Origin of the sequence: Niveispirillum cyanobacteriorum, assembly GCF_002868735.1 — a bacterium.
GTDB classification, from domain to species: Bacteria; Pseudomonadota; Alphaproteobacteria; order Azospirillales; family Azospirillaceae; genus Niveispirillum; species Niveispirillum cyanobacteriorum.
The window spans coordinates 1,079,303-1,106,293 of record NZ_CP025612.1 but is presented as its reverse complement, the minus strand read 5'-3'; the positions used below and the strand labels follow the sequence as shown (position 1 = coordinate 1,106,293).

17 protein-coding genes and 1 CRISPR repeat array are annotated in these 26,991 nt (G+C 61.9%); of the genes, 14 read left to right on the top strand and 3 right to left on the bottom strand.

Annotated elements, in window-relative coordinates; all coding sequences use genetic code 11:
* Positions 1-443 precede the first annotated feature (443 nt).
* Genes C0V82_RS20465 through cas2 form a run of 7 tightly spaced genes read left to right on the top strand, consistent with a single transcriptional unit; the run spans position 444 to position 8,203 of the window.
* A complete protein-coding gene (locus C0V82_RS20465) occupies positions 444-2,726 on the top strand; it encodes a CRISPR-associated helicase/endonuclease Cas3 (protein ID WP_102114224.1) in 2,283 nt (760 codons plus the stop codon).
* Positions 2,727-2,742: 16 nt separating this feature from the next.
* Positions 2,743-3,441, top strand: coding sequence for a type I-C CRISPR-associated protein Cas5c (gene cas5c / locus C0V82_RS20460; protein ID WP_102114223.1), 699 nt, complete (start codon positions 2,743-2,745; stop codon positions 3,439-3,441).
* Positions 3,438-5,264, top strand: a complete 1,827-nt coding sequence (gene cas8c / locus C0V82_RS20455) for a type I-C CRISPR-associated protein Cas8c/Csd1 (RefSeq protein ID WP_102114222.1) — start codon at positions 3,438-3,440, stop codon at positions 5,262-5,264. The genes cas5c and cas8c overlap by 4 nt, the downstream gene beginning before the upstream one ends.
* Before the next feature lie 3 nt (positions 5,265-5,267).
* Positions 5,268-6,212, top strand: coding sequence for a type I-C CRISPR-associated protein Cas7/Csd2 (gene cas7c / locus C0V82_RS20450; protein WP_102114221.1), 945 nt, complete (start codon positions 5,268-5,270; stop codon positions 6,210-6,212).
* Between the two features lie 28 nt (positions 6,213-6,240).
* Entirely contained in the window at positions 6,241-6,855 is a 615-nt protein-coding gene (gene cas4, locus C0V82_RS20445) for a CRISPR-associated protein Cas4 (protein ID WP_102114220.1), read from the top strand.
* Positions 6,856-6,859: 4 nt separating this feature from the next.
* Positions 6,860-7,900 carry a type I-C CRISPR-associated endonuclease Cas1c gene (cas1c, locus tag C0V82_RS20440; protein WP_102114219.1) on the top strand — a complete coding sequence of 347 codons (1,041 nt, stop codon included), beginning with the start codon at positions 6,860-6,862 and terminating at the stop codon, positions 7,898-7,900.
* A 12-nt stretch (positions 7,901-7,912) separates the two neighbouring features.
* The gene (gene cas2, locus C0V82_RS20435) at positions 7,913-8,203 is read left to right on the top strand and encodes a CRISPR-associated endonuclease Cas2 (RefSeq protein ID WP_102114218.1); all 291 of its coding nucleotides are present in this window, start codon (positions 7,913-7,915) and stop codon (positions 8,201-8,203) included.
* A 193-nt stretch (positions 8,204-8,396) separates the two neighbouring features.
* Positions 8,397-10,459: a CRISPR direct-repeat array (repeat unit 31 nt; unit sequence GTCGCCCCTTCACGGGGGCGTGGATTGAAAC).
* A gap of 99 nt (positions 10,460-10,558) precedes the next feature.
* Here the strand turns inward: cas2 and istB are convergent.
* Entirely contained in the window at positions 10,559-11,317 is a 759-nt protein-coding gene (gene istB, locus C0V82_RS20430; protein ID WP_102114449.1) for an IS21-like element helper ATPase IstB, read from the bottom strand.
* A gap of 949 nt (positions 11,318-12,266) precedes the next feature.
* Between istB and C0V82_RS20425 the strand changes: the two genes are divergently transcribed.
* Positions 12,267-19,553, top strand: a complete 7,287-nt coding sequence (locus C0V82_RS20425; RefSeq protein WP_158660090.1) for a calcium-binding protein — start codon at positions 12,267-12,269, stop codon at positions 19,551-19,553.
* Positions 19,554-19,808: 255 nt separating this feature from the next.
* Here C0V82_RS20425 and C0V82_RS20420 read toward each other — a convergent pair whose 3' ends face one another.
* Entirely contained in the window at positions 19,809-21,074 is a 1,266-nt protein-coding gene (locus C0V82_RS20420) for a tyrosine-type recombinase/integrase (RefSeq protein WP_308421128.1), read from the bottom strand.
* 387 nt (positions 21,075-21,461) lie between these two features.
* Between C0V82_RS20420 and C0V82_RS20415 the strand changes: the two genes are divergently transcribed.
* From C0V82_RS20415 to C0V82_RS20390, 6 genes are all read left to right on the top strand, one after another.
* A protein-coding gene (locus tag C0V82_RS20415; RefSeq protein ID WP_102114217.1) for an IS3 family transposase occupies positions 21,462-22,813 on the top strand; the annotation gives its coding sequence in 2 pieces (ribosomal slippage) (positions 21,462-21,798 and positions 21,798-22,813; 1,353 coding nt in all).
* A 352-nt stretch (positions 22,814-23,165) separates the two neighbouring features.
* Positions 23,166-23,393 carry a hypothetical protein gene (locus C0V82_RS20410; protein WP_245924257.1) on the top strand — a complete coding sequence of 76 codons (228 nt, stop codon included), beginning with the start codon at positions 23,166-23,168 and terminating at the stop codon, positions 23,391-23,393.
* Positions 23,394-23,516: 123 nt separating this feature from the next.
* A complete protein-coding gene (locus C0V82_RS20405) occupies positions 23,517-24,182 on the top strand; it encodes an ABC transporter ATP-binding protein (protein ID WP_102114215.1) in 666 nt (221 codons plus the stop codon).
* The gene (locus C0V82_RS20400) at positions 24,179-25,510 is read left to right on the top strand and encodes an FtsX-like permease family protein (protein ID WP_102114214.1); all 1,332 of its coding nucleotides are present in this window, start codon (positions 24,179-24,181) and stop codon (positions 25,508-25,510) included. The genes C0V82_RS20405 and C0V82_RS20400 overlap by 4 nt, the downstream gene beginning before the upstream one ends.
* Before the next feature lie 5 nt (positions 25,511-25,515).
* On the top strand, positions 25,516-26,019 hold the full coding sequence (locus C0V82_RS20395) for a DUF3299 domain-containing protein (RefSeq protein ID WP_102114213.1): 504 nt from the start codon (positions 25,516-25,518) through the stop codon (positions 26,017-26,019).
* Positions 26,000-26,338, top strand: coding sequence for a hypothetical protein (locus tag C0V82_RS20390; RefSeq protein WP_158660089.1), 339 nt, complete (start codon positions 26,000-26,002; stop codon positions 26,336-26,338). The genes C0V82_RS20395 and C0V82_RS20390 overlap by 20 nt, the downstream gene beginning before the upstream one ends.
* A gap of 7 nt (positions 26,339-26,345) precedes the next feature.
* On the opposite strand, the gene C0V82_RS20385 is transcribed toward C0V82_RS20390, so the two are convergent.
* Positions 26,346-26,990 (bottom strand): DUF1826 domain-containing protein, encoded by a 645-nt coding sequence (locus C0V82_RS20385; protein ID WP_158660088.1) that lies wholly within the window; start codon positions 26,988-26,990, stop codon positions 26,346-26,348.
* Position 26,991 lies beyond the last annotated feature (1 nt).

Sequence of the window (26,991 nt, the reverse complement as noted above, 5' to 3'; positions counted from 1 at the left end):
CTAGCCCAGCGTCCAACGCTCATAACCGGGGGACACCCTGGTCCAGAATGTTCCCTTACTCCCACACCATCACGTCGGTGACGGCAATCATCGATGGAACTTCTGCACTGCTGGCGTCGCTCATCTAGCTGATTTTGGATTCTCCTACTGATGGGTATCAGCAGTAGTAAGTATACTACTCAATCAACGCAGACTGTCAGCAAAGCACCACGTGCATATTATTGGTCCATACAAGAGCGGTGCACCTTTCGATAATGGAGCGGCAAGCCACAGAACGGACGCAAACAAGTATCGGCCTTTCCGCTCTAACTGGCTAATGACTCATAATTTTCTCTAGAAAATGGCTTGGGGTGCTAGGCAAAGATCAAATGGCGTGCTTATTTCCGTCTTTACACAATGGTAATTCAGATATATCATTGACAACTAAATGGGACAATACTGCGATGCTATACGCCCATTCCAGTCGCGCTGGGGATTATGAGAGCTGGGAGCCGCTGGTAACCCACCTTCTGGCTGTGGCGGAACTGGCGCAGCGGTTCGCGACACCGTTTGGTTTTGGGATGGCCGGCCGCGCACTGGGGCTGCTCCATGATGTCGGCAAGATGGCCGAGGCCTATCAGCTTTACATCAAGGGCCAGGGGCCCAGCCCGGATCATTCCACTGCGGGCGCTGTCATCGCCTGTGACCGATACGGGAAAACCTGGGGTCCGCTGCTGGCGGGCGGTATCGCGGGGCACCATGCAGGGCTTGCCGATGGCGATGGTGTTCAGGGCGAGCTGACCCCCCTGAAAAGCCGGCTGGAGCGGTTCAAGGGTGACAAGCGCTGGCCAGAAGGGGTGGAGCCGCCGCCGGCAGAGCTGGTTCGTAAATCCTTGAAGCATCTGGATAGCGGTTTCCGCCGTTCCTTGCTGGGCCGGATGCTGTTCTCCTGCCTGATCGATGCCGACCGACTGGCGACAGAGGCTTTCTACGCCCACCTGAACCAGCAGCAGGTGCAGCGCGGCTGTGACAGTGATGTGGCGATGTTGCGCGACCGGCTGGCCGAGCACCTGGAGGGGCTGTCCGCCAGGGCACGCGCCGATGTTACAGCCGATCCGGCCCTGGGCCCCGTGAATGCGCTGCGCGCCCGCGTTCTGGATCATGTGCTGTCGCAGGCGGAACAGGAACCGGGCCTGTTCAGCCTGACGGTACCGACAGGCGGGGGCAAGACGCTGGTTTCCCTGGCCTTCGCCCTGAACCACGCCGTCCGCTGGGGCAAGCGACGGGTGATCTATGTCATCCCTTTCACCAGCATCGTGGAACAGACGGCGGATGTGTTCCGCAAGGCCCTGGGCGATGATGACGCCGTGCTGGAACATCACAGCGGCTTTGATCCGGCGCGCGACTGGCAGGATGCGCGGGACAAGGACGCCGAGGGACGCGATGGCGGCACCAAGGCGCGGCTAGCGGCGGAGAACTGGGACCGGCCCCTGGTGGTGACAACGGCGGTACAGTTCTTTGAAAGCCTGTTTTCCAACCGGCCCGGCAAGTGCCGGAAGCTGCACAACATCGCGGGCAGCGTCATCATCCTGGATGAGGCGCAGACCCTGCCGCAACCGCTGCTGCGCCCCTGCCTGAAGCTGATTGATGCGCTGGCCCGTGATTTCGGCTGCACCCTGGTCCTGTGTACCGCCACGCAGCCCGCCGTGAGCAGCAGCAAGCTGTTCGCCGATGGGCTGGACGGCGTGCGCGAACTGGCCCCGGACCCGGTGGGGCTGTATCGGGAACTGAAGCGTGTGCGGGTGGAAATGCTGCCCGGGCGACCCGACATGGCGACATTGGTGGATGCCATGCGGACAGAGCCGCAATGCCTGACCATCGTCAACAGCCGACGCCATGCTGCCGATTTATATACGGCGCTGAAGACCGCGACAGATGACGAACCCCGCCTGCTGACGACCGCACTCTGCGCCGACCATCGCCGCGCGGTGCTGGCCGATATTCGGGAAGATCTGGCGAACAGGCGGCCTGTGCGGGTTGTCGCCACCTCTCTGGTCGAAGCCGGTGTCGATATCAGTTTCCCCCTGGTGATGCGGGCTCTGGCCGGGCTGGACAGCGTGGCCCAGGCGGCAGGACGCTGTAACCGGCATGGCGAGTTGGGAACAGAGGGCGGGCGCGTCCTGCTGTTCGATCCCACCGAGGAAGAGGGGCACGGGCCGCCCGCCGATCTGAAGGTCTTTGCACAGACGGCGGCACAGGTGCTGTCCCGCACCGATGACCCGCTGGGTCTGGATGCCATCCGTGCCTATTTCCAGGAACTTTACTGGAAGAAGGGGCTGTCCGGGGCGCTGGACAGACATAACATCCTGAAAATGCTGCATGACCGGGCCGACACGCTGCTGTTCCCCTATGAAACCGTGTCCCGGCTGTTCCGCCTGATCGACGATACCCAGGCACCGGTCATTGTGCCCTACAAACCGGCGGCGGCGAAGATCGCCGGTTTGGTGCGCGACCTGTCCTTTGTCTCCTCCCCCAGTGCCATCGCACGCCAGCTCCAGCCCTATTTGGTGCAGGTGCCGATCAGGGCGCGGAAAAGGCTCCTGGAGACAAAGGCGGCGGAGCCTGTGCGCCCCGACCTCTATGGGGATCAGTTTGTGCTGCTGACCAACAACGATCTGTATGACGCGAAGGCGGGCCTGCGCTGGGACGACCCGACGTATCGCGACATTGGCAGTGGGTTCATGTGAAGGGAGGAAAAGGCGAATGCCATTCGGCGTGAAACTGCGCGTGCGGGGTGATTTTGCCTGCTTCACCCGACCGGAGATGAAGGTGGAGCGGGTATCCTACGACGTCCTGACGCCCTCTGCCGCTCGGGGCATTCTGGAGGCCGTCCACTGGAAGCCGGCCATCACCTGGGTGGTGGATCGTATCCATGTGCTGAAACCTATTCAGTTCATGTCGATCCGCCGCAACGAGGTGGCGTCCAAGGTACCGGTGGCCAAGGTGAAACAGGCCATGAAGGCCGGGCATGTCACCGACCTTTACACCCGCGCCGATCAGGACCGGCAGCAGCGAGCTGCCACCCTGCTGCGCGATGTCGATTACATCATCGAGGCGCATTTCGAAATGACGGATCGCGCGGGGCCGGACGACAATCCGGCCAAGCATATGGACATTTTCAACCGTCGCGCCGCCGCCGGACAATGTTTCCAGCAGCCTTGTTTTGGGTCGCGGGAATTTCCGGCTTCGTTCGAGCTGTGGACCGGTCCTGTCCCCGCCCACAGCTTGCCAACGGAACAGGCCGACAAGGATCTGGGCTGGATGCTGCTGGACATGGATCACCATGGTGATCCGGGCGGGCATCGCTGCGACGACCGTTGTGTGCCGCTGTTCTTCCGGGCGCAATTGTTGGGCGGCGTGCTGCGTGTCCCGGACCGACAGAGCGGGGAGGTGCGGTCATGACCATCCTGGCGGCCCTGAACCGGCATTATGACCGGTTGCTAGCCGAGGGGGCAGCCCCGCCCTTCGGCTTCTCCACCGAAGGCATCGGCTTCTGCCTGGTGCTGAACCGGGATGGCACCCTGTCCCGCCCGCCCGATGATCTGCGCGGCACGGACAAGAAGCGCCCGCCCACGCCCATGCCCGTCCCCGCCAGCTTCAAGCGCCCCGGCGTGACGCCCCGCGCCTTCTTCCTGTGGGACAATACAAAATTCGTGCTGGGTTTGGGCAAGGATAAGGCCAGCGGCGGCATTGCCGCCTATCCCGCCCATCTTGCTGCGTTCCGGGAGAAGCATGAGGCAGCACTGGGGCAAAGCAACGATCCCGGCCTGCAGGCCCTGCTCTGTTTTCTGCGATCCTGGAACCCGGATAGCTTCAGCGATCAGGGCTGGGACACTGATATCCTGGACCAGAACATCATCTTCGCCCTGGATGAGGATTATCCCGGCCAGTTCCTGCATGAGCGCCCCACCGCGCAGGAAATCTGGCGCCGGGAACTGGCCGCCACCGCCAGCGACAAACAGATGTGTCTGGTCACGGGCGAACAGGCCCCCGCCGCCCGCCTGCATCCCGCCATCAAGGGGGTCTGGGGCGCGCAGAGTTCCGGTGCCTCGCTGGTGTCTTTCAATCTGGATGCCTTCACATCCTACGCCAAGGAACAGGGCGGCAATGCGCCGGTGTCAGAGGCGGCATCCTTTGGTTATGGCACGGCGCTGAACGCGCTGCTGGCCAAAGGCAGCGATAACCGCGTGCAGGTGGGCGATGCCTCCGTCGCCTTCTGGGCCGATGCGTCGGGCATCGCGGCGGCCAGGGAGGCCGAGGCACTCGCCGGTGCCGCCCTTGCCCCCCGGTTCGCCGATGAAGATGACGACATCCCGACCGATGCGCAGGAGGCACGCAAGGTGCGCGACGCGCTGGAAAAGCTGGCCAAGGGGATGCCGGTGGAACGGGCATCGGTGACCGTCGACCCGGGCACGCGTTTTTACATCCTGGGGCTGGCCCCCAACGCTGCCCGCCTGTCGGTGCGGTTCTGGCAGGAGACGACGCTGGGCAATTTTGCCTCGGCGCTGCGCTGGCACTGGTCGGACCTGCGGCTGGACCCGCCGGCCTGGAAGGGGGAACCCAGGCTGCAGGCCCTGCTCTACCAGACGGCGGTGCAGGACAAGGCCGAAAATATCCCCCCGTTGCTGGGGGGCGAGTTGATGCGCGCCGTCCTGAACCCGAACTGCCGCTATCCCCGCACGCTTCTATCCGCAGTGCTGCAACGCATCCGCGCCGATGGGGACATCCGCCCGGCGCGGGCGGCCATCGTCAAGGCGTGGCTGGCCCGCGACGCCCGCATCGCCGCCCCCGAAAAACATGAAACGCCTGAGAAGGAGGAACTGTACGTGAGCCTGGACAGGGAAGAGACAAACCCGGCCTATCGGCTGGGACGGCTGTTCGCCGTGCTGGAAAGTATCCAGTATCGGGCCTTGGGCAGCGTCAATGCCAGCATCCGCGACCGGTATTTTGGGGCGGCATCGGCCACACCATCCGCCGTGTTCCCGCTGCTGCTGCGCGGGTCGAACCACCATCTCTCCGTCCTGCGCAAGAAGCCGGAGACCAAGCGGCTGGCCGGCTGGTTCGAGGGGCAGGTGGGGGAGATCATGGACGGTCTGGCCACCACTCTGCCCCGGCATTTCGGGCTGGAGGATCAGGGGCGCTTTGTCGTCGGCTATTACCATCAGCGCAGTGAGCGCAGCAGCAAAACCGCCGAAGAGGCCGGTCATCAAGGGCAGGAGGATTGATCCATGAGTGCTCTGAATAATCGTTACGAGTTCGTCTTCCTGTTCGATGTCACCAACGGCAATCCCAATGGCGACCCCGACGCCGGTAACCTGCCGCGCCTGGACCCGGAGACCAACCATGGGCTGGTCACGGATGTCTGCCTGAAGCGCAAGATCCGAAACTTTGTCGGCCTGTTCCATGAGGGGGAGCCGGGCAAGGGCATCTATGTTCAGGAAGGGGCTATCCTGAACGAGAAGCATCGCGAAGCCTATAAGGCTGTGCGGCCGGGTGATGCCGATGTCGCCACCGCCAAAAAGCTGACGCCCAAGGGGGACGAGGAAGAAAAGGCTGTCCGCCAGTTCATGTGCGACAATTTCTTCGATGTCCGCACCTTTGGCGCAGTCATGGGTACCGGCATCAATTGCGGGCAGGTGCGGGGCCCGGTGCAGTTCGCCTTTGCCCAGTCCGTGGAACCTGTCCTGCCGCTGGAGATTTCTATCACCCGCATGGCCGCGACGACGGAGGGTGAGAAGAAGGAAGGCGAGGCCGAGGGCGCGCGGCGGGAAAACCGCACCATGGGCCGCAAACACATCATCCCCTATGGTCTGTACCGCGCCCATGGCTATATCTCGGCCAAACTGGCGGAGAAGACGGGATTTTCGCAGGATGACCTGGACCTGCTCTGGTCGGCGCTGGAACAGATGTTCGACCATGACCGTTCCGCCGCGCGCGGTGAAATGGGCAGCCGCAAGCTGATCCTGTTCAAACATGCCAGTGCCCTGGGCAATGCCGCTGCCCCTGGCCTGTTTGACCGGGTGCAGGTGCTGCGCCGCCATGCCGGTAGCGAGGTGCCGGTAAAGGACCCCCGCACCGACAATTGGCCGCCGGCCCGCAGCTTTGCCGACTATGCCGTGACCATCAACCGCGAAGGCTTGCCGGCGGGGGTGGAGATCATCGAGCGGTTCTGAGCCTGAATGACAATGGAGGGCCGGCGGCATGGAAAATGATGACCCGATCCCGCTGTCGGCCCTTCAACATTGGCTGTTCTGCCCCCGTCAATGCGCCTTGATCCATCTGGAGCGGCAATGGGCGGAAAACGCGGCCACCGCCGATGGCCGCATCCTGCATGAACGCGCGGATCAGCCGGGGCGGACAAGGCGGGGGGAGGTGCGAACCCTGCGGGCCCTGCCCCTGCGCTGTCACCGCCTGAACCTCGTGGGTGTTGCCGATGTAGTGGAACTGCGCGGCGGCATTCCCTTTCCTGTGGAGTACAAACGCGGCCGCCCCAAATCCCACCGCGCGGACGAGGTGCAGCTTTGCGCCCAGGCGCTCTGTCTGGAAGAAATGTTCGACCAGCCGGTATCACAAGGTGCCCTGTTCTATGGGGAGACGCGGCGGCGGACGGAGATTGTTTTCGATGCGGACCTGCGCGCGCTGACGGTGCAGGTAGCCGCTGAAATCGCCGCCATGCTGAACAGCGGGACAACACCGCCGCCCGCCTTTGAAGCGCGCAAATGCGGCCAATGCTCCCTGATCGACCTCTGCCAGCCGCGCCCGCTGGCCCACCATCCCGACGTGGCCGGCTGGCTGCGCCGGCAGTTGCGGGATTAAGGCCATGCGCCAGCATCTGAACACCCTGTTTGTCACCACCGAGGGATCGTGGCTGCGCAAGGACGGGGCCAATATCGTGGTGGAGGTGGAGGGACAGGAACGGGGCCGGGTGCCCGCCCACATGATGGGCGGGGTGGTCTGTTTTGGCCGCGTCGCCATGTCGCCGGCCCTGATGGGCTTTTGCGCAGAACAGGGGATCGGTGTCAGCTTCCTGTCCGAACATGGCAAATTCATCGCCAGGGTAGAGGGCGCGCAATCCGGCAACGTGCTTCTGCGCCGCCGGCAATACCGCCTGGCTGACGATCCCGTGGTATCAGCCGTCATCGCCGGCAGCATCGTTGCGGGCAAGGTGGCGAACCAGCGGACGGTGCTCCGCCGCGCGCTGAGAGATCATGGCAGCAACATGGCCCCCGATCAGGCCGCCGCCATAGACGATGCCCAACGCCGCCTGGCCGATGCGGCCCGGCTGGCGGCTGAAACGACCGACCTGGATCGGGTGCGCGGGTTGGAAGGCGAGGGGGCCAGTGCCTATTTCGGCGTATTCGACCATCTGATCCGCGCCGCCGCGCCGGAATTGCGGTTTCGGGGGCGCAGCCGCCGCCCACCCCTGGACGTGCCAAACGCCCTTCTCTCCTTCCTTTATGCCATCCTGGGTCATGATTGCCGTTCGGCGCTGGAGGTGGTGGGTCTGGACCCGCAAGTGGGGTTCCTGCACCGCGACCGCCCAGGCCGGGCCGGACTGGCGCTGGATCTGATGGAAGAGTTGCGTCCCCTGCTGGCCGACCGGGTGGCCCTGTCGCTGCTGAACCGGGGCCAACTGACGGCGAAGGATTTCGAATGGCATGACGGCGGTGCTGTGATGTTGCGCGACGATGCCCGCAAAACCGTGCTCGCCACCTATCAGGAGCGCAAGCGGCAGGAACTGCTGCATCCCTTCCTGGAGGAGAAGATAACCATTGGCCTGATCGCCCATATCCAGGCCCGGTTGCTGGCACGTCATCTGCGCGGCGACCTCGACCGTTATCCGCCCTTTCTCTGGAAATAGGATTTCCTCATCATGTTGATGCTGATTACTTATGATGTGCGAACGGAAGACACGGCAGGCCGACGCCGCCTGCGTCGCGTCGCGCGCGCCTGCCAGGATTTTGGCCAGCGGGTACAGTTTTCTGTCTTCGAATGCGAGGTCGAACCGGCGCAGTGGGTGGCCCTGCGGGCAAGGCTGGTGGGAGAAATTGATCCGACAGTGGACAGCCTGCGCTTCTATCACCTGGGCGCCAACGCCGCCCGCCGCATCGAACATGTCGGTGCCAAACCGGCCCAGGATTTCGATGCCCCGCTTATCTTCTGATCCCGGGTGTTTCCCCCGCGCGAACCCCAAGCTGTCCGATAGATGGCGTACCGTTCGCGCTGGAAAAGTCACCTCAATAACAATATCTTAACTTCCGGAAGCAGAAGCGCCGCCGCCGAGGGCAGCGCCAACGCCCCCTGTTCGCGCAAGGCCGCTTCTTGCACCTTCTTGGACAAGTATATATTCAAAGGCCGTCGCCCCTTCACGGGGGCGTGGATTGAAACCATGGTCATTGTCCTATCGTTACGTTGATATTGGGTCGCCCCTTCACGGGGGCGTGGATTGAAACAGTTCAGTCTCGCGGCGTGGATGGACACGCGAAGGTCGCCCCTTCACGGGGGCGTGGATTGAAACCGCAGCCCCCACTGCTTTGTGCGTTGCCTGCAAAGTCGCCCCTTCACGGGGGCGTGGATTGAAACCATGGCGGTGGCGCCGTCCATCCCTATGACAGCGGTCGCCCCTTCACGGGGGCGTGGATTGAAACAATCTGATCCATTTCGACACGATGCGCAATCATGTGTCGCCCCTTCACGGGGGCGTGGATTGAAACCGCCCCTGTAAAGCTGCCGGGATATACGGTAGGGTCGCCCCTTCACGGGGGCGTGGATTGAAACTGTCGCGCCAAGGCATCGCGGAATGCGGTTTGCAGTCGCCCCTTCACGGGGGCGTGGATTGAAACAGCGTGATCGAGGGGCTGCGCAGTCTGGACACGGTCGCCCCTTCACGGGGGCGTGGATTGAAACGTCCGAAGCGTAACCCAGGACAAGGCTGACCGCCAAGTCGCCCCTTCACGGGGGCGTGGATTGAAACATTGAAATCTGGAACTACGGCAACCCTATCGAAAGTCGCCCCTTCACGGGGGCGTGGATTGAAACACGGTGGACGCTGGCCGCGTGCCGCCGAACTACAGTCGCCCCTTCACGGGGGCGTGGATTGAAACACGCAGACGCTGGTAGCAGCAGCTACCTTGGGCAAGTCGCCCCTTCACGGGGGCGTGGATTGAAACAGGGCCAGACCGGCGGAAGATGATGCCTGCACCGGTCGCCCCTTCACGGGGGCGTGGATTGAAACGCTCGCTTCACGTGTGCCCGCCGGCCTGGGCTGGTCGCCCCTTCACGGGGGCGTGGATTGAAACGTCGCGCTGTGCTGCCTAGCGCTGGGTGTCGGCATGTCGCCCCTTCACGGGGGCGTGGATTGAAACTATGCGCGGGTGGAGGAGGTCACCTCGCCCATTCCGTCGCCCCTTCACGGGGGCGTGGATTGAAACATCGTTGCGCGCCGATCAACTGCAAGAGGCTATCGTCGCCCCTTCACGGGGGCGTGGATTGAAACAGCGGCGGCTGCCGTCCAGCGGTCAACGTTATCACGAGTCGCCCCTTCACAGGGGCGTGGATTGAAACTGGTAAGTCCGCGGGGCAATCGGTGACAGGATGGCGTCGCCCCTTCACGGGGGCGTGGATTGAAACCTTGAACTTGGCCCGGAACTGCCGGATCTGGGCGAAGGTCGCCCCTTCACGGGGGCGTGGATTGAAACCCACGCGAGCACCAGGCTCCGCCCGACCCGTGAAAGTCGCCCCTTCACGGGGGCGTGGATTGAAACGTCGTCTAATGGATCTGGCCTTGCCCGGCCAGACGTCGCCCCTTCACGGGGGCGTGGATTGAAACGTGGCGTCAATGCCGCTGGACAACGTCAAGAACGAGTCGCCCCTTCACGGGGGCGTGGATTGAAACGGCCACGCCAGGCTACCCATCTGGTGACGGTGGTGGTGTCGCCCCTTCACGGGGGCGTGGATTGAAACGTCAATGCCGCCGGTAACCTGCGGCCCGCGCTGATGTCGCCCCTTCACGGGGGCGTGGATTGAAACGCTGACCGGTTGCCCGTCTTATCCTCTATCGATGGTCGCCCCTTCACGGGGGCGTGGATTGAAACATATTGAAAAGGGCCTCTAACCCCTTAACGACCGGGTCGCCCCTTCACGGGGGCGTGGATTGAAACAGATCGGAGCAGGCGGCGCGGGATGCTGGTTGCAGTCGCCCCTTCACGGGGGCGTGGATTGAAACAGGCCAGAAACGCCCAGGTTGAAGAACCGCCGCGGTCGCCCCTTCACGGGGGCGTGGATTGAAACGATTTCTGCCTTGGCCTGCGCCAGCGTCACGGCAGGTCGCCCCTTCACGGGAGCGTGGATTGAAACCAGTGCTGGGAAAGCCAATTGCCACCCGATAGGGTCGCCCCTTGACGGGGGCGCGGATTGAAACGCCTCCATAAAAAGGCCCGGCACACTTGTTGATTTCCACGCGGAACTGACCCGGGATTTCCATCGAGAAATGACCCGCCATTGAGCTATGCGGCGGGGTTTATGGTTGGGTCAAGGCATGTGGATTTCCCTTTCTTTTGGCGGATGCTGCGGCAGTGCTGGCTTTGAAACGAAAGCTGTCATTTCCGGTTTCGACGATGTGACAGCGATGTGTCAGTCGATCAAGCAAGGCGGTGGTCATTTTGGCATCGCCAAAGACGGTGGCCCATTCGCTGAAGCTGAGGTTGGTGGTTATGATGACGCTGGTCCACTCGTAGAGTTTGCTGAGCAGGTGGAATAGCAGCGCACCGCCAGATGCGCTAAACGGCGGGTATCCGAGTTCGTCCAGAATCACCAGATCCAGGCGTGTCATGGCCTCGGCCAACTGCCCGGCTTTTCCCTTGGTCTTCTCCTGCTCGAGCGCGTTGACGAGTTCGATGGCCGATATGAACCGGGCTTTACGACGATGATGTTCGATCGCCTGGATGGCGATAGCCGTTGCGACGTGGGTTTTTCCGGTCCCCGGACCACCGATCAATACGACATTCCGCGCGCCGTCGATGAACGCGCAGCTGTGGAGCTGGCACACAGTGGCCTCGTTGATCTCACTGGCCTGGAAATCGAAACCTGCCAGATCCTTATAGGCTGGGAACCGTGTGGCTTTCATGTGATAGGCGATGGAACGCACTTCACGTTCCGCCATCTCGGCTTTCAGCAGTTGGTTCAGGATGGAGATGGCGGCCTCAAAGGCGGGAGCGCCCTGCTCAATCACATCGGTGACGGCCTGCGCCAAGCCATACATCTTGAGGCTTCGCAGCATGATGACGATGGCAGCGCTGGAGGGGTCGTGACCCCAGCTCGCGCCAAACGGCAGGCGATGAATGATGCGGGTGAGTTGCGTCCAGGGCGGCCTATAACTGCTGCCCCCGAGCAGATTGAGCGGGCGGCGCGCATATGGCTGGAGCCGTCGGGGCAGCCATTGCGCAAGATCGGAGAAATCACGGGCATCCAGCACCAGAGCCTCGACCGCAATATGCAGGGCATTTTCGGGTGCGTGCGTGCTGTTGCTCAAGAGCGGATAAGGGGGCTGGGACTTGGGCGTTGGATAACCAGGTTGCGGTGGCGCGGCAGCGGGCAGCAGCAGCCCAAAACATGCGCCGCACGAAATCACTGTCGTCATAGGCCGGACGGTGCCGTAAGACCGAGTTGGGGCCGGAAGCGGATGGGCGGGTTTCCGGGTTCGTAATGGGATTCCGGACATTCCCGCCCTCTATATCCCCATCGCCTCCGCCAGTTGCAGCGCGTCGTTGTTTCAATCTTGGTGTGGGGCCCAACATGATCTGCACGGCACGCAAATTGCGTTTCTGATTATAACTTAAGGGCGCGCGGTTGGGCATGAGTTCCATAATCATCCCGGCGCAGGCCGGTCCCGATTACCAAATCATCGACGAGGGCTTATGTTGGCCGGTGATGATGGGACATCTGGGGCTGATAAGGCCGGAGAAGACGTATTCCGAGCACATCCAACTTGTCACTTCATCTAAAATAGAAAACTTTCTATACAAATAAAAAAGAATATTAAATATTTTCAAATTTGTTTAAAAAATCATTTTTTGGTACACTATTTATTGTGAATAATTGCTTTGGCTTTTCGTTTATTAAAAGAATTATTGTCGGAAATAGCCCTAATTTAGCTGTAAAGGTGAATTGACGCGTCAGTTGATATGCTTATATAAATAATTCTTCGTGTAATCAGAAGGAATAAATTTATGTCTTTTACCGCCAATGCCATGGTCGTCAGCGACCAGTTTCGTATTAACAGCTATACGACCTCGGATCAGACGGCCCCGGATATCGCGGTGCTCAGTGACGGTAGCTATGTTGTTGCTTGGCAATCTGCGGGCCAGGACGCGTCCAGCACCGGCATCTATCAGCAGCGCTATGACGCGGCAGGCAACAAGATCGGCACGGAGACACGGGTCAATACCTATACGTCGCTGGAACAGCAGGATGTTTCTGTTACGGCGCTAGCCGGCGGTGGCTATGTGATCACCTGGACCTCGAACGGGGAGGACGGTTCCAGCTGGGGGGTCTATGGCCGGCGGTATAATGCAGCCGGCACGGCGGCCACGCCGTTTCAGGTTAACATCACCACAGCGGGTGGCCAGCTCAACGCCGACGTCGCGGCGCTGACCAATGGCGGTTTCGTCATTCCCTATGCCCAGGTCGTTAGTTCCACGGATTATGACGTCTATGTCCGGGTCTATAAGCCAGATTGGACAGGCTACACGACGGTTCCGCGACTGAACCAGTATACTTCGTCGTTCCAGAATGTGCCGGCCGTGGCCGGCGGCGCTGACGGTAAGGCGCTGGTCGCATGGCAGTCCAAAGGAGCGGACGGATCGGACTACGGCGTTTACGGCCGTTTCGTACTTGCCACCGGTGCTGCCAGCGGCAGTGAATTCCAGATCAGTACAACCACCGCCGGCAATCAGGGGGCGCCCACGATCGCGGCGTTGCCGGGCGGCGGCTACGTTGTCGTCTGGCGTTCGCAAAACCAGGATGGTTCCGATACCGGCATCTTTGGCCAGCGTCTTGACAGCAGCGGCGCAAAGGTAGGGTCCGAGTTTCAGGTCAATAGCTTCACGACCGGCCCGCAGGATGAGCCGAATGTGACGGTGCTGGCGGATGGCGGCTTCCTCGTCAGCTGGACCTCCCTGGACCAGGATGGTGATGGCACGGGCGTCTATGCCCAGCGATTCGACAGTTCGGGTGCCACGATAGGCGAGGAGTTCCTAATTACTCAGTCTGTGGGCGGCGATCAGGATATGCCGGTGCTCGCTGCACGTGCCGATGGTGGCTGGGTCGCCACTTGGGCCACAACGTTGGCCGATGGCACCCGCGACGTCTATGCCCGCATTTGGGCGGAAACGGATGTCGCCGCGACACTGACCGCGCACAACATGAGCGTTGCGGCTGGGAACAGCGTCTATGCCAGCACTCTATTCGAGACCCAGACCGATGGCGCCGGCCCTGGCCGGCCCGGCGGTGAGCATACGTTGCAGTTGGTGGAGTTTACGGATAGCGCTGTCGGTGGCGGCCATTTCCTGCTGAACGGGATCGAACAGGCCAGCAACACCCCCTTCTCAGTGGCGGCCGACGAACTGTACCGCGTGCAATGGGTAGCTGGGGCGGCAGCGGGCAGTGAACAGGTTCAGATCCGGGCCTTCGACGGCGATCATTGGAGCGCGCCCATTATTAGCACGATTACTAGCACCCTAACTTCTCCTGTACAGTTAGTGCAAACTGAGCATGCTGCCAACGCCAATGTAGCGGGGGCGCAGGCGCTGCCCAAGATCGCGATCCTGCCCGACAACAGCTATATCGTCGTATGGGAAGCCGCGATCGGGGACGCTTCCGGCTCCGGCATCCTTCTGCAACGCCATGATGCCGAGGGGAACCGGATCGGGGCGGAGGTGCTGGTCAATACTTATGTCACCAGTGATCAGAAATATCCTGCCATCACTGTCCTCGCCAATGGCGACTATGTCGTAACTTGGTCATCGAACGGTCAGGACACTTCAAGCTGGGGTGTGTACGCTCGTCGCTATGCCGCCGACGGGACGGCTTTAGGCGGTGAGTTCAGGGTCAATTCCACCATTGCTGGCGGTCAGTATACGTCGGATGTGGTGGCCCTGGCCGACGGCGGCTTCGCCGTGGCCTTTGTTCATTCTGTTGCAACGACGCCGGCCGTCGATACCGATATCCGCATCCGCTTCTGGGACAGCAGCGGTACCGCGCGCGGCCCTGATTTCAGGATCAACAGCTATACCACCGCCCAGCAGCGAGAGGTCGACCTTGCCGTAGGTAGCGACGGGAAGGTACTGGCTGTCTGGCATTCCGAGAACCAGGACGGTTCCGGTTATGGCATCTATGGTCGCTTGCTATCGGCAGATGGCAATCTCGCCGGCCCCGAATTCCAGATCAGCCAATACACCGCCAACGACCAAGCCCTTCCGGCCGTTGCCGCCCTCAAGGGTGGCGGCTATGTCGTGACCTGGGGCTCCAGCGGCCAAGTCGAAGGCAGTCAGGCTGTGATCGCGCAGCGTATTGATTCACATGGCAACCTCGTCGGCGGTGAATTCATCGTCAATACCTATCAGCCGAACGCACAGTCCCAACCGGCGGTGACAGCGCTCGCGGATGGCGGCTTCCTCATCGCGTGGCAGTCGATGGGCCAGGATGATTTCGGCCTGGGCCTTTATGGACAGCGCTATGACGCATCAGGTGCCGCGATAGGGTCGGAATTTGCCATTAACCAACGCAACAGCGGCATCCAGCAGAAGGTGGCCTTGGATGCCCGCACAGATGGGGGCTGGATCGCCGTGTGGGAAACGGAGCGGTCCGATGGCCTCATGACCACCGCCAGCCGCATCTGGGCACCGACGAATACGATTCCGGTCTTGGCAGCCACCGACACGACGATCGCGGTCAATGGCAAGCTGAATGCGGTCACCCTGTTCGATCTGCTTCAGGATCCGGCCGGTGGGGGTCGGCCGGCCGGCGACCATGATATCGTCAACTTTGAATTCACTGATCTGGCGGCAGATGGCGGCTATTTCACGGTGAACGGGATCACGCAGGCCTCCGGCACGCCCTTCACCGTCAGCGCCGACCAGTTGGCAACAGTGGCCTGGGTGGCGGCACCGGCGGCCGGCACCGAACAGGTGCAGGTCCGCGCATTCGACGGGGTGAACTGGAGCAGCGCCGTCACCACCGATATCACGAGCTTTGTTCCGACGACGATGGTGGTAGTGCCCGGCAACGTGCCAGTGAACAGCCACACGACGCAGGACCAGTCGGCCCCCTCAGTGGCGGTGCTGGCCGGCGGTGGTCATGTGGTGGTGTGGCAATCGTCGGGACAGGACGGGTCCGGTCTGGGCATCTATCAACAGCGTTTCGATGCCGCCGGAAATCCGATGGGCGGGGAGGCTCGCATCAACACTACAACCGCCGACAACCAGCATGATGCCAAGGTGACGGCACTGACGAACGGAGGCTATGTTGTTTCCTGGTCGTCGCTGAACGAGGATGGCAGCGGCAACGGCGTCTATGCCCGCTTCTATGATGGCGGCGGCACGCCGCAGGGCACACCGTTCCTGACGCACGTAAATACCACGTTCAGCCAGTTCCATTCCGACGTCACCGAGGTGGCCGATGGTCTGGTGTATTTCATCTACACCCACACCGTGGCTACCGGCGACAGCGATATCTATGTGCGCGGGTTCCTTGTGGATGGCACTGCGGCGTCGCCGGAGATGAAGCTGAACCAGTTCAGCACCGGCTTCCAGAACAACCCCGCCATTGCCAGCCTGGGCAACGGCAATGCCCTTGCCGTCTGGCAATCCGAAAGCCAGGACGGATCAGGGTTCGGTATCTATGGCCGCATCCTTTTGTCCAACAAGAACATCCCGGCCGGTGAGTTCGTGATCAACTCGACGACGGCGGACAACCAGTCCATACCGGCAGTTACGGCCCTGGTCGGAGGCGATTATCTGGTCGCCTGGGCATCACAGAGCCAGGACGGCTCTGCCGCCGGCATATATGCCCAGCGTATCGACCTGACTGGCAATAAAGTTGGTGGGGAATTCCAAGTCAACACCCATACGGCGGGTGCCCAAAATGCCGCGTCAGTGACCGCTCTTTCCGATGGCGGCTGGCTGATCTCCTGGCAGTCGGATGGGCAGGACGGATCGGGGCTCGGCGTCTATGGCCAGCGCTATGATGCCAATGGCAATCCAGTGAACGGAGAATTTCGGATATCCGAAACCACGGCGGGCGACCAGGGCCAGCCGGCTGTCGCAGCGCGCCTTGATGGCGGCTGGGTGGCGGCCTTTGTCGCCGCCGACAGTTCAGGTACCGGCATCTATACCCGTCTCTACAGCGACCCGTCGCAACTGCCGAACGGCTTTTACGAGCAATGGGGCACGTCTGGCGACGATATCCTGACGGGTACGCCATACCGCGATCGTTTGATGGGTCTAGATGGCAACGACATCCTGTCGGGCCTGGCCGACAGCGACCTGCTGGATGGTGGGAATGGCGACGATGTTCTGGATGGTGGGCTCGGCGCGGATACGATGGTTGGCGGGGCTGGCGATGATACCTATGTGGTCGATGATAGTGGCGACGTCGTAACGGAGGCAGTCGGCGCCGGCGTTGATACGATCAACGCCACTGCCGCTGCCGTAACCCTGTCCGCCAATGTCGAGAATCTCTATTTCGTGGGGACCGGCAACTTTACCGCTACGGGCAACAATCTGACCAACCTGATCCAGGGCGGCGCGGGTAACGACACGCTGGATGGCGGTGCGGGTGCCGATACGCTGCATGGCGGCACCGGCAATGACACATTCATCGTCGATAATATCGGCGACCAGATCGTGGAATGGTCGGGTGCTGGCACGGATACGGTGCGCACCAGCCTGTCCGCCTATACGCTGGGCGATCAACTGGAGAACCTGACCTATTCGGGCAGTGGTAATTTCACCGGCGCGGGCAACGGTGCGGCCAATAACATCACCGGCGGTGCCGGCAACGACACGCTGACAGGTGGGTCCGGAGCCGATACTCTTGTAGGTGGTGCCGGGGACGATCTCTATACCGTGGAGGAGACCGGAGATGTCGTCATAGAAGGGGCCGGCGGCGGCATGGATCATGTGCGCGCGCTGGCCAATGCCTATACGCTGTCGGCAGAGATCGAGAACCTGAGCTTCATCGGCAGCGGGGATTTCGCCGGCATCGGCAATGGCTTGGCCAATTCGATCACTGGCGGGTCGGACAACGATACGCTGGATGGCGGTGCAGGAGCCGACACGTTGGCTGGCGGCCTGGGTGATGACACCTATGTCGTGGATGATGCCGGCGATGTCATCGAAGATGCCGGGGGCGTGGAGACCGTGCGCACCAGCCTGACCGCCTATGCCCTGGCGGCCAATCTGGAGCATCTGGCCTATATCGGCACGGGCAACTTCGCCGGCACGGGCAATGGCGGCGGCAATTCGATCACTGGCGGGTCGGGCAATGACACGCTGGACGGCGGTACGGGTGCCGACACGCTGGCCGGTGGGGCCGGCAACGACGTTTATTTCGTCGATGATGCCGGCGATGTGGTGGTGGAAGGGGTCAGCCAAGGGACGGACCGGGTGGAAACCGCCCTGTCGTCACTGACGCTTGCCGCCAACATCGAGAACCTGACCTACACCGGTGGCGGTGACTTTGCCGGCACGGGGAACAGTTCGGCCAATTCCATCAAGGGTGGGGCTGGTACCGATACGCTGGATGGTCAGGCGGGCAACGACACGCTGGATGGCGGGGCCGGTGCCGACAACATGATCGGCGGGCTGGGCAATGACACGTTCATCGTCGATGATGCCGGCGACGTGGTGGTGGAGACGGCGGGTCAGGGTACCGATACCGTGCGCACCAGCCTGTCCGTCTACACGCTGGGCAGTGATATCGAGAATCTGGTCTTCACCGGTACCAGCGGGTTCCTGGGCATTGGCACTGCGGCCAACAATTCCATCACCGGCGGGTCCGGTAATGACACGCTGGAGGGGTTGGACGGCAACGACACGCTGGTCGGCGGCAATGGCGATGACAGCCTGACAGGCGGTGATGGAAATGACAGCCTGTCAGGTAGTGCGGGTGCCGACACGCTGACCGGCGGCCTGGGTAACGACATCTATGTCGTGGACAATGTCGGCGACGTGGTGGTGGAGGCCCTTGGCGAGGGCACGGACACGGTGCAGTCCTCGATCAGCTATGTGCTGGATGGCACGCTGGAGAACCTGACCCTGACGGGCGGGGTGGCGATCAACGGCACGGGCAATGATGGCGACAATGTCCTGACCGGCAATGGTGCCGCCAACAGCCTGGAGGGTGGCCTTGGCAATGATACGCTGAATGGCGGTGCCGGGGCTGATACCATGGCCGGCGGGGCGGGCGATGATGCCTATACCGTCGACAATGGCGGCGACATCGTCAACGAACTGGCCGATGAGGGGACGGATCAGGTCCAGGCCTCGGTCAGCTATACGCTGACGGCCAATGTCGAGAATCTGACCCTGACCGGGACCGGGGCCATCGATGGCACGGGCAACGACCTAGCCAATATCCTGACGGGCAATAGTGGAGCCAACCTGCTGGATGGCGGGGCGGGTGCAGACACCATGGCCGGCGGCACGGGCAACGACATCTATGTCGTCGCTGATGTCGGCGATGTGGTGAATGAAGCGACAGGCCAGGGCACCGACGCGGTGCGTACCGATCTGGCTGCCTATATACTGACGGCCAATGTCGAGAACCTGACTTATACGGGGACGGGCGACTTCGCCGGCACGGGTAATGGCTCCGGCAATCTGCTCATCGGTGGCATCGGGGCTGACACGCTGTATGGCCTGGATGGCAATGACACGTTAGATGGCGGAGCCGGTGCCGACAGTCTGGTTGGTGGGGCCGGCGACGACACCTACATCGTCGATGATGCCGGTGACGTGGTCAGCGAGGCGGCAGGTGAAGGGATCGACAATGTCCAGACCAGCCTGTCCGCCTATACGCTGACGGCCAATGTCGAGAACCTGGCCTATACGGGGACGGACGATTTCGCCGGTACCGGCAACGATCTCGGCAATGTCATTGCCGGATCATCCGGCAATGACACGCTGGATGGCGGGATTGGCGCCGACACGCTGACCGGTGGAGCGGGTGCCGACCTGTTCATCGTTGGCAACAGTGACATGGTGAGTGACTTCTCGGCCGGTGATGGTGACAGGATTGATCTGTCGGCGATCGATGCCGATGCCAGCCTGCCGGGCGATGACGCTTTCACCTGGCTGGACGGGGCGGCCTTCTCCAATGTTGCCGGCCAGTTGCGCTGGGAGACCGTCGGGGCGGATATCGCGCTGCTGGCCGATCTGGATGGTGACGGCGTTGCCGACCTGACCGTCAGCGTGGCCGGCATTACCAGCATCACCGCTGCCGAACTGGTCCTTTAGTCAAAGGAGGGCGCCAGTGCCTAACGGGGGGGGGGTGCACTGGCGCCCCTCTCTTCCTCTCGGATATGTCCGCCAAACTGTCCTTTGCCGGGCAACTCAGCATCTGGCCGGACCTGGGCATCCGATCGCAATCTGGGCGAGTTGTTCGCCAAGCGGCGTTCAAAGTAAGACGCACGCCCCAATGTCTGCTTACCGGGCGGCCATAACGACGGCGGAAAGGCAACAATGGGGCGCTTACCAGAAGTCCGCCGCCCCTCAATCAATAGCCAGTTTAGCCGCATCATTATGGTCCAGAGTATCTGGCAGTTGCGTTCTGGCGACTATCCTGAACCGACTGCGCCGTGTGTAGTTGGAGCGCGATGAGCCAGCAGCCTGCTTCGCAATGAAGCCGGACACCTTCTCTACGGCGCTCCTGACCGGATCAAGCGCAAGGTGGGCATACCGGGCGGTGGTCTGCACCTGCGTATGGCCCAGCAGCTTCCCTATCATCGGCAACCCTTCGCCCAAGAACAGGGCACCGCTGGCGAAGAAGTGCCGCAAGTCGTGAAGGCGAACATCGTCCAGCCCCGCCCGTCCCCGAACACGCCGCCATGGTGGTTGCAGGTCTGTCAGTCTGGCTCCCTCCTTTGTGCCCGTTATGACCCACTGATTATTCGGCAGCTTCGGAATGGCGTGCAGGATGGCAGCGACACTATCGCCGAACAGAACGACTTTGGCCCCCGTTTTGGAATCCGGCAGCCTGAATGCCTTGGCCTGCCAGTCGACATAAGCCCATTTCAACGTCATGATTTCGCCAAGCCGGCACCCAGTGAGCATCAGCAGCCGGATGGCGGCGATGACGGAAACCGGCTCCGATTTCGCCGCTTCCAACTCGGCCAGTGTTCGCCCCAGTGCTGCATATTCGTCCGCGCTAAGGAAGCGCTCCCGCTTTTCCTCCGGGAACTTCTTCACATGCAGACATGGATTGCTGCCGTCAGGTCGAAGACCCCAGACTTCGGCCAAATTGAACATCTTGGATAATACGCCAAGGGTTCTGTTGGCTTGATACGGGATGTGCCGCAACGAATGGTGCAGTTCCGCAATATCCCAGCGCTGGATGTCCGTGACCCGGCGGGTCCCGATCTTGGGATTGATGAACAGCTCCACCGACCGCCGATATTCATACTGGGTCGAAGGCTTGCAGCGTACAGCAACATGCTCTTCCAGAAACCGCTCACCCAGCGCCTTCATGGTCGGGGCCTTCCGCCCCTGATCGAGCTCCTGTGCCGGATCACGCCCGTTCTTCGCTTCGGACAGGATTTCATAGGCCCGTGCCCGCGCATGCTCGGCGGTGACAGGGCCGTGCTGACCAATGGTGATGAACCGCTGTTGTCCGTTGATTCGGCACTTCACGATATAGACCTTGCGGCCCGTGGGATGGATGCGAACGCCGAACCCCCGCAACTCGTCATCCCAGACCACCTTTAGGGTTGGACCTGCAGCCGCACGATCCACGGAACGTTTGGAGAGCTTTGCCATCATCCATCTCCAGAAACACCGGAAGCGTCATCCTGGTGCTTGGTATCAGCTACCATATAGCTACCAGATGAGATAAAATCGGAGCGCTGATGATGGTATCTGGTCGTAGAAGGAAGTCAAAATATCAAAAGTGTTATCAGGAATTTAGATGATTTAGGCGTATTTGAGAGTACGTCGTCGTGTGAATACTTTTCAAACTCATAACCTGAAGGCCGCAGGTTCAAATCCTGCCCCCGCATCCAACGCTAAGCCGTTGATCCTCAAAAAGGATCAACGGCTTTTGTCGTTTCAGGGCCACCCTACTGTCCGGCATCAGCCTCTGTGGGACAGAAGCGGGTGATTGCGCAACGGAGGATTCCTGGCTCATCGTAGTGACCGAAGGGAACGCAGATGAGGCAGAAATCCATGGCGCCGACATCGGTTGCCGAGCAGGTTGTCCGGGATATCCGGCGGCAGACGCGCAAACATTATTCGGCTGAGGAGAAGATCCGCATCGTTCTGTCCGGGCGTCGCGGCGAGGACAGCATCGCGGAGCTGTGCCGGCGGGAAGGCATCGCCGAGAGCCTGTATTACAGCTGGTCCAAGGAATTCCTGGAGGCTGGCAAGAAGCGCCTGTCGGGCGACACGGCTCGCCAGGCCAGCACCGGAGAGGTCAAGGACCTGCGGCGCGAGGTGCGCGACCTGAAGGAGGTGGTCGCCGACCTGACCTTGGAAAACCGCCCGCTCAAAAAAAGCATGATCGCGGATGGGGGCGACGAGGAATGAGATACCCCGCATCCGAAAAGCTGGAGATCATTCGCCTGGTCGAGGCGTCGCACCTGCCGCTGCGCCGGACCCTAGACAGGCTGGGCATTCCCGCCACCACCTTCTATCGCTGGTATGCACGCTATCGGGCCGAAGGTGAAGGCGGTCTGGCCGACCGGACCAGCGCGCCGGGCCGGGTGTGGAACCGCATCCCCGATGAGGTCCGCCAGCAATTGATCGAACTGGCCCTGGAGGCACCGGACCTGTCGCCGCGGGAGCTGGCGGTGAAGTTTACCGATACCAGGGGCTATTTCGTCTCCGAAGCCTCGGTCTACCGGCTGCTGAAAGCCCATAACCTGATCACCAGCCCGGCCTTCGTGGTGATCAAGGCGGCCGACGAATTCCGCGACAAGACCACCCGGCCCAACCAGATGTGGCAAACCGATTTCACCTATCTCAAGGTCATCGGCTGGGGTTGGTTCTACCTGTCGACCATTCTGGATGACTATTCCCGCTACATCGTCGCCTGGAAGCTGTGCACGACCATGCGGGCCCAGGACGTTACCGACACTTTGACCCTCGCGCTGGAAGCCTCGGGCTGTGATCAGGTCGAGATCACCCACAAGCCTCGCCTGCTCAGCGACAATGGCTCATCCTATATCGCCGGCGATCTGGCCGAATGGTTGGACGACAAGGGCATGGACCATGTCCGCGGCGCGCCAAACCACCCCCAGACCCAGGGAAAAATCGAGCGCTGGCACCAGACCCTAAAGAACCGCAGCCTGCTGGAAAACTATTTCCTGCCCGGTGACCTGGAAGCCAAAATCCTGGGTTTCGTCGACCATTACAACCACCGCCGATACCATGAAAGCATCGGCAATCTGACACCCGCCGATGTCTATTACGACCGCGGCTCCGCCATCCTGGAACGGCGCGCCAAAATCAAAAAGCAGACCATCCAGCACAGGCGCTTGTGCCACCAAAGCCAAGCCGCTTAACATCAACCCGCAACGAGCCAGAACGTCCGTTCACAAAATCACTCCGCTGTCCCATTTGTTTCGACGACGGACACGTGGACGGGCCAGGGGGGAGCCAATACGGGCCCCAACGCTTTGGGCGGCTGGCCCGTATGGTTGCCGGTGATCTGAATTGGCTAGGTCCTGCCCTTGTGCCTTCTGGCTGCGCCCCAACCCTCTTGATCTCTGACCTGATTGTATATAACGTTATAACATTACATTTCTTGATGTTTGACTGATGGTCCCGAACGATACGATCCTCGGCGCTTGTTCCTGGCGGTCTGCTCGTCATGCGGTTTGTCATCATGCCTTCCACACCGGATTTGTGGAGGCCATGTCGGGCAAGCCCTTCGACTATGCTGCTTTGGATGCGATGACCGAGTATGAACAGCATCGCTATGAAAATGGCCGGGAATTGGCCTGGGAATGCCGTCAGGCGCGATTGACCATCCGCTGGACGCGCCGGGATGCCGTCCCCCGGGCCTTACGCGATTTCGTTACCAGCCGTGCCTTGCGGCGACGGGCAGGTCTTCCAAGGACTGATCCTTATCGGGCGCGCTGACGGCCTGTCGGCACCGATAGACGAGACTGCGTCATGTGACAGCGAATTCATGGTTCGACATGTGCATCCGATATTATGGTGATGTTATATCGTACAGAAGCCCTGTTTGAAGCGTGATCCGCGATGCCCACTGCCAACCTGATTGACCTGAATGATGTGGTCCACCATGCCAGTGGGCAGCCCATTTTGTCTGTGGCGCGTTTATGCCTGCCACCGGGCCACCACGGGCTGCTGTTGGGCCCCAGTGGCAGTGGCAAAACGACCCTGCTGCATGCGCTGGCGGGTTTGCTGGTGCCACATCAGGGACGCCTGTCGCTGCTGGGCCATGATCTGCGCGCCATTGGCGATGCGGGGCGGGACCGGTTGCGTGCCGATCATGTCGGGATCGTCTTTCAGCAGTTGCACCTGATCCATGCCGTCAGCATCGCTGACAATCTGCGTCTGGCTCGCCGGTTGGCGGGTAAGGCACCGGATGAGAAGGGGCTGAAGGAGCTGCTGATCCGCGTCGGGCTGGCCGACCGCATGAGTGCGTTACCCGCCGACCTGTCACAGGGGGAACGACAGCGGGTGGCCGTTGCCCGGGCACTCGTCAATCAGCCGGCATTGTTGCTGGCGGATGAGCCAACCAGTGCGCTGGATGACGCCAATTGCGATGGCGTCATCGACCTTCTGCTGGAACAGGCGGCTTTGAGCGGTGCCACGCTGCTGGTGGCCACGCATGACCGGCGATTGATGTCCCGGTTGCCGGTTTTGCTGGAACTGGTGAAGCCGATGGAGCGGGCAGCATGAATATGCTGGGGCTGAGCCTTGCCTATCTGCGTCGCCGGCCGCTGACCACAGGGTTGAACCTGCTGCTGCTGGCGCTGGGCGTGGCCTTGATCGCCTTTCTGCTGCTGTTGGAGCGTGGGCTGGAGAACCGGCTGTCGCGCGATGTGGCAGGCATCGACATGGTGGTGGGGGCCAAGGGCAGCCCCCTGCAGCTGGTTCTGTCAGCTGTAATGCAGGTGGATGTGCCCACCGGCAACGTGCCGCTGGCTGCGGTGGAGGAACTGCGCCGCAATCCCCTGGTCAGACAGGCCATTCCCGTGGCCATGGGGGACAGTTATGGTACCTACCGCATCCTGGGCACGGAACCTGCTTATATCGCCCATTATGGCGGGCACGTCGTCACGGGGCGGATGTTCGAAGCCCCGATGGAGGCTGTGCTGGGGGCAGAGGTTGCCGCTTCATCCGGTCTTGGCCTGGATAGTGCGCTTGTCGGCAGCCATGGTTTGACGGCAGGGGGCGATGCCCATGCCGACATGCCCTACCGTGTTGTCGGCATCCTGGCGCGCACGGGTACGGTGCTGGACCGCTTGGTCTTAACGCCTGTATCCAGCGTCTGGGCGGTCCATGACCACCACCACCATGAGGACAAGGCCCCGGCCACCACAGGTGAGCATGCCGATGGAAAGGCCCATGACCATGGGGCCGAGGCGGCGCACGATCACGATCACGATCATGATCATGATCATGGTCACCACCACGATCATGACCATGACGATGTGGCCGCCGGCCAAGCAGACAGTGATGATCGGGAAGTGACGGCCATCCTGGTCCGCTATGCCACGCCGTTGGCCGCTGCCCGCCTGCCGCGAGAGATCAACAGCCAGACCAGCATGCAGGCAGCCAGCCCTGCGGCGGAGATGCTCCGCCTGCGCGCGTTGATGGGTGTCGGGCTGGACTCCATGCGGCTGCTGGGCCTGGTGCTGGTGCTGGCGGCGGGCCTGTCCACCTTCGTGGCTCTGGCTAACGCCTTGCAGGAGCGCCAATATGATCTGGCAGTGATGCGGGCGCTGGGGGCGGGGCGAGGCAGGATCATGGGACAGATCCTGACGGAGGCGATGCTGGTGGCGCTGGGTGGGGCCGTGCTGGGCATCGCCCTGGCTCATGCCGGTGTGGCGGCCCTGTCTGGCTTTTCGGCCCGCGCCCGTGATCTTGGCCTGTCGGCGGGGCAATTTGTGGCGGGGGAGGCGTGGTTGCTGGGTTTATCTTTGCTTGTGGCGCTGCTGGCCGCCGCCGTGCCGGCCATTCGGGCCTATCGCACGGATGTCAGTCGGCTTCTGGCCAAGGGGTAAGGGTGATGAAGACCGTAAAGATTGCCTTGTTGCTAGCCATTCTGGGCGGTGCGATGCCCGCCCTGGCCTTCAAACAGGTGCAGGACCCCGCCATGGCGTCGCAGGCCATCCCGCATGACCCGCGCGCCGTGCCCCGTGCCACCCTGGGCTGGGACAAGCTAGCCGATACCAAGGAGACGCAGAAGCGGGTTCAGGAGGTGAACCGGCTTATCGCGGTCTTCGGGCCGGGGGTTAAATCTCTGGACGGTCAGCCCTTCACGGTGGCTGGCTTCTTCCTGCCGCTGGACACGGGGGAGACCAGCCGGTCCTTCCTGCTGTCCTCCCTGGCGCCGACCTGTCCCTTCTGTCCGCCGCCGGGGCCCGCGGACCTGATCCAGGTCAGCGCTGCGGAGCCGGTGACGGCGACACTGGATCAGGTGACGCTGGAAGGCACCCTGCGCCTGTCGGCGGAGGATGTGAATGGCATCTATTTCCACCTGGAGAACGCCCGTGTCGTCCCGAAATCCTAAGACGCTGGTTGCGGTCGCTGTCATGCTGTTGTGGACCACCGGTCCGGCCCTGGCACAGGAAAGCTGCGGCAAGCTTTATCAGAACCAGGATTGTGGGGCCGCCGAGTATGAAGAGGCGTTGGCCCGTCAGAAGGAAATGGAGGCCAAGCTGAAACAGCAGGCCCCGCCCGAAGCGCCCGTGCCCGGTGGTACTGCCGAAACCGACACGCGGGATATGCGGCAACGGGCCTTGGACCTTTACCGCGCCCGCGCCGCCGCAATGGCCAATTCGGTCCAATGCTGTCATCCCGGTGTGGATGGCACGCTCTGGTGCCACTGACAGCCGGTCACGGTTCCCAAAGCCGGGGTGATGTGTCCGATGGTAGGTTCAGGCAGAGCAGGGACCGGACGGTGCCCGTCCCGGAGATGGGCGGGGAGCGATGGACCACGCCTGTGTCAGGGCCAGCCTGTAGGCCCTTGAACAGGGCGACCGCCCCGTCGGGAAGATCCTCCAGCGGGCCGAGATAGGCGCGTTGGTCGCGCAGCGCCTGTTCCGCATGGGTCTGCGGCACGATCTGGGTTGCCGGCCCGCGATATGTCGTCAGCAGGCGCAGACGGACCTGATCACGGTGAAACTTCCAGCAGGCATCATGGCGCAGCCGGTCCAGCCGGATATCGACAATGTCGGTGCCGGCGATCGTGGCGAAACGCTTGACCAGCATCAGCATATCGTCGACCAAAGACCGGCCCAGCATGGTCGCACCGATCGGTGTTTCAGCCAGGATGCCGGACAGGGCAGCCGGCGCATCCGGTAGCCAGACCAGCACCCGCCCCTGCGGCAGATGGCCGGGGCACAGGCCCGCCATACCCTCCAGAAGCAACCGCGGCGGAGATCGGTCCCAGACAGCAAGGCTGACATCCGGGTTCTGGATGTCGGACAGAACAGACGCGTCGGCGCCGCGGACTAGCGGATTGCTCACGATGACCGCCACG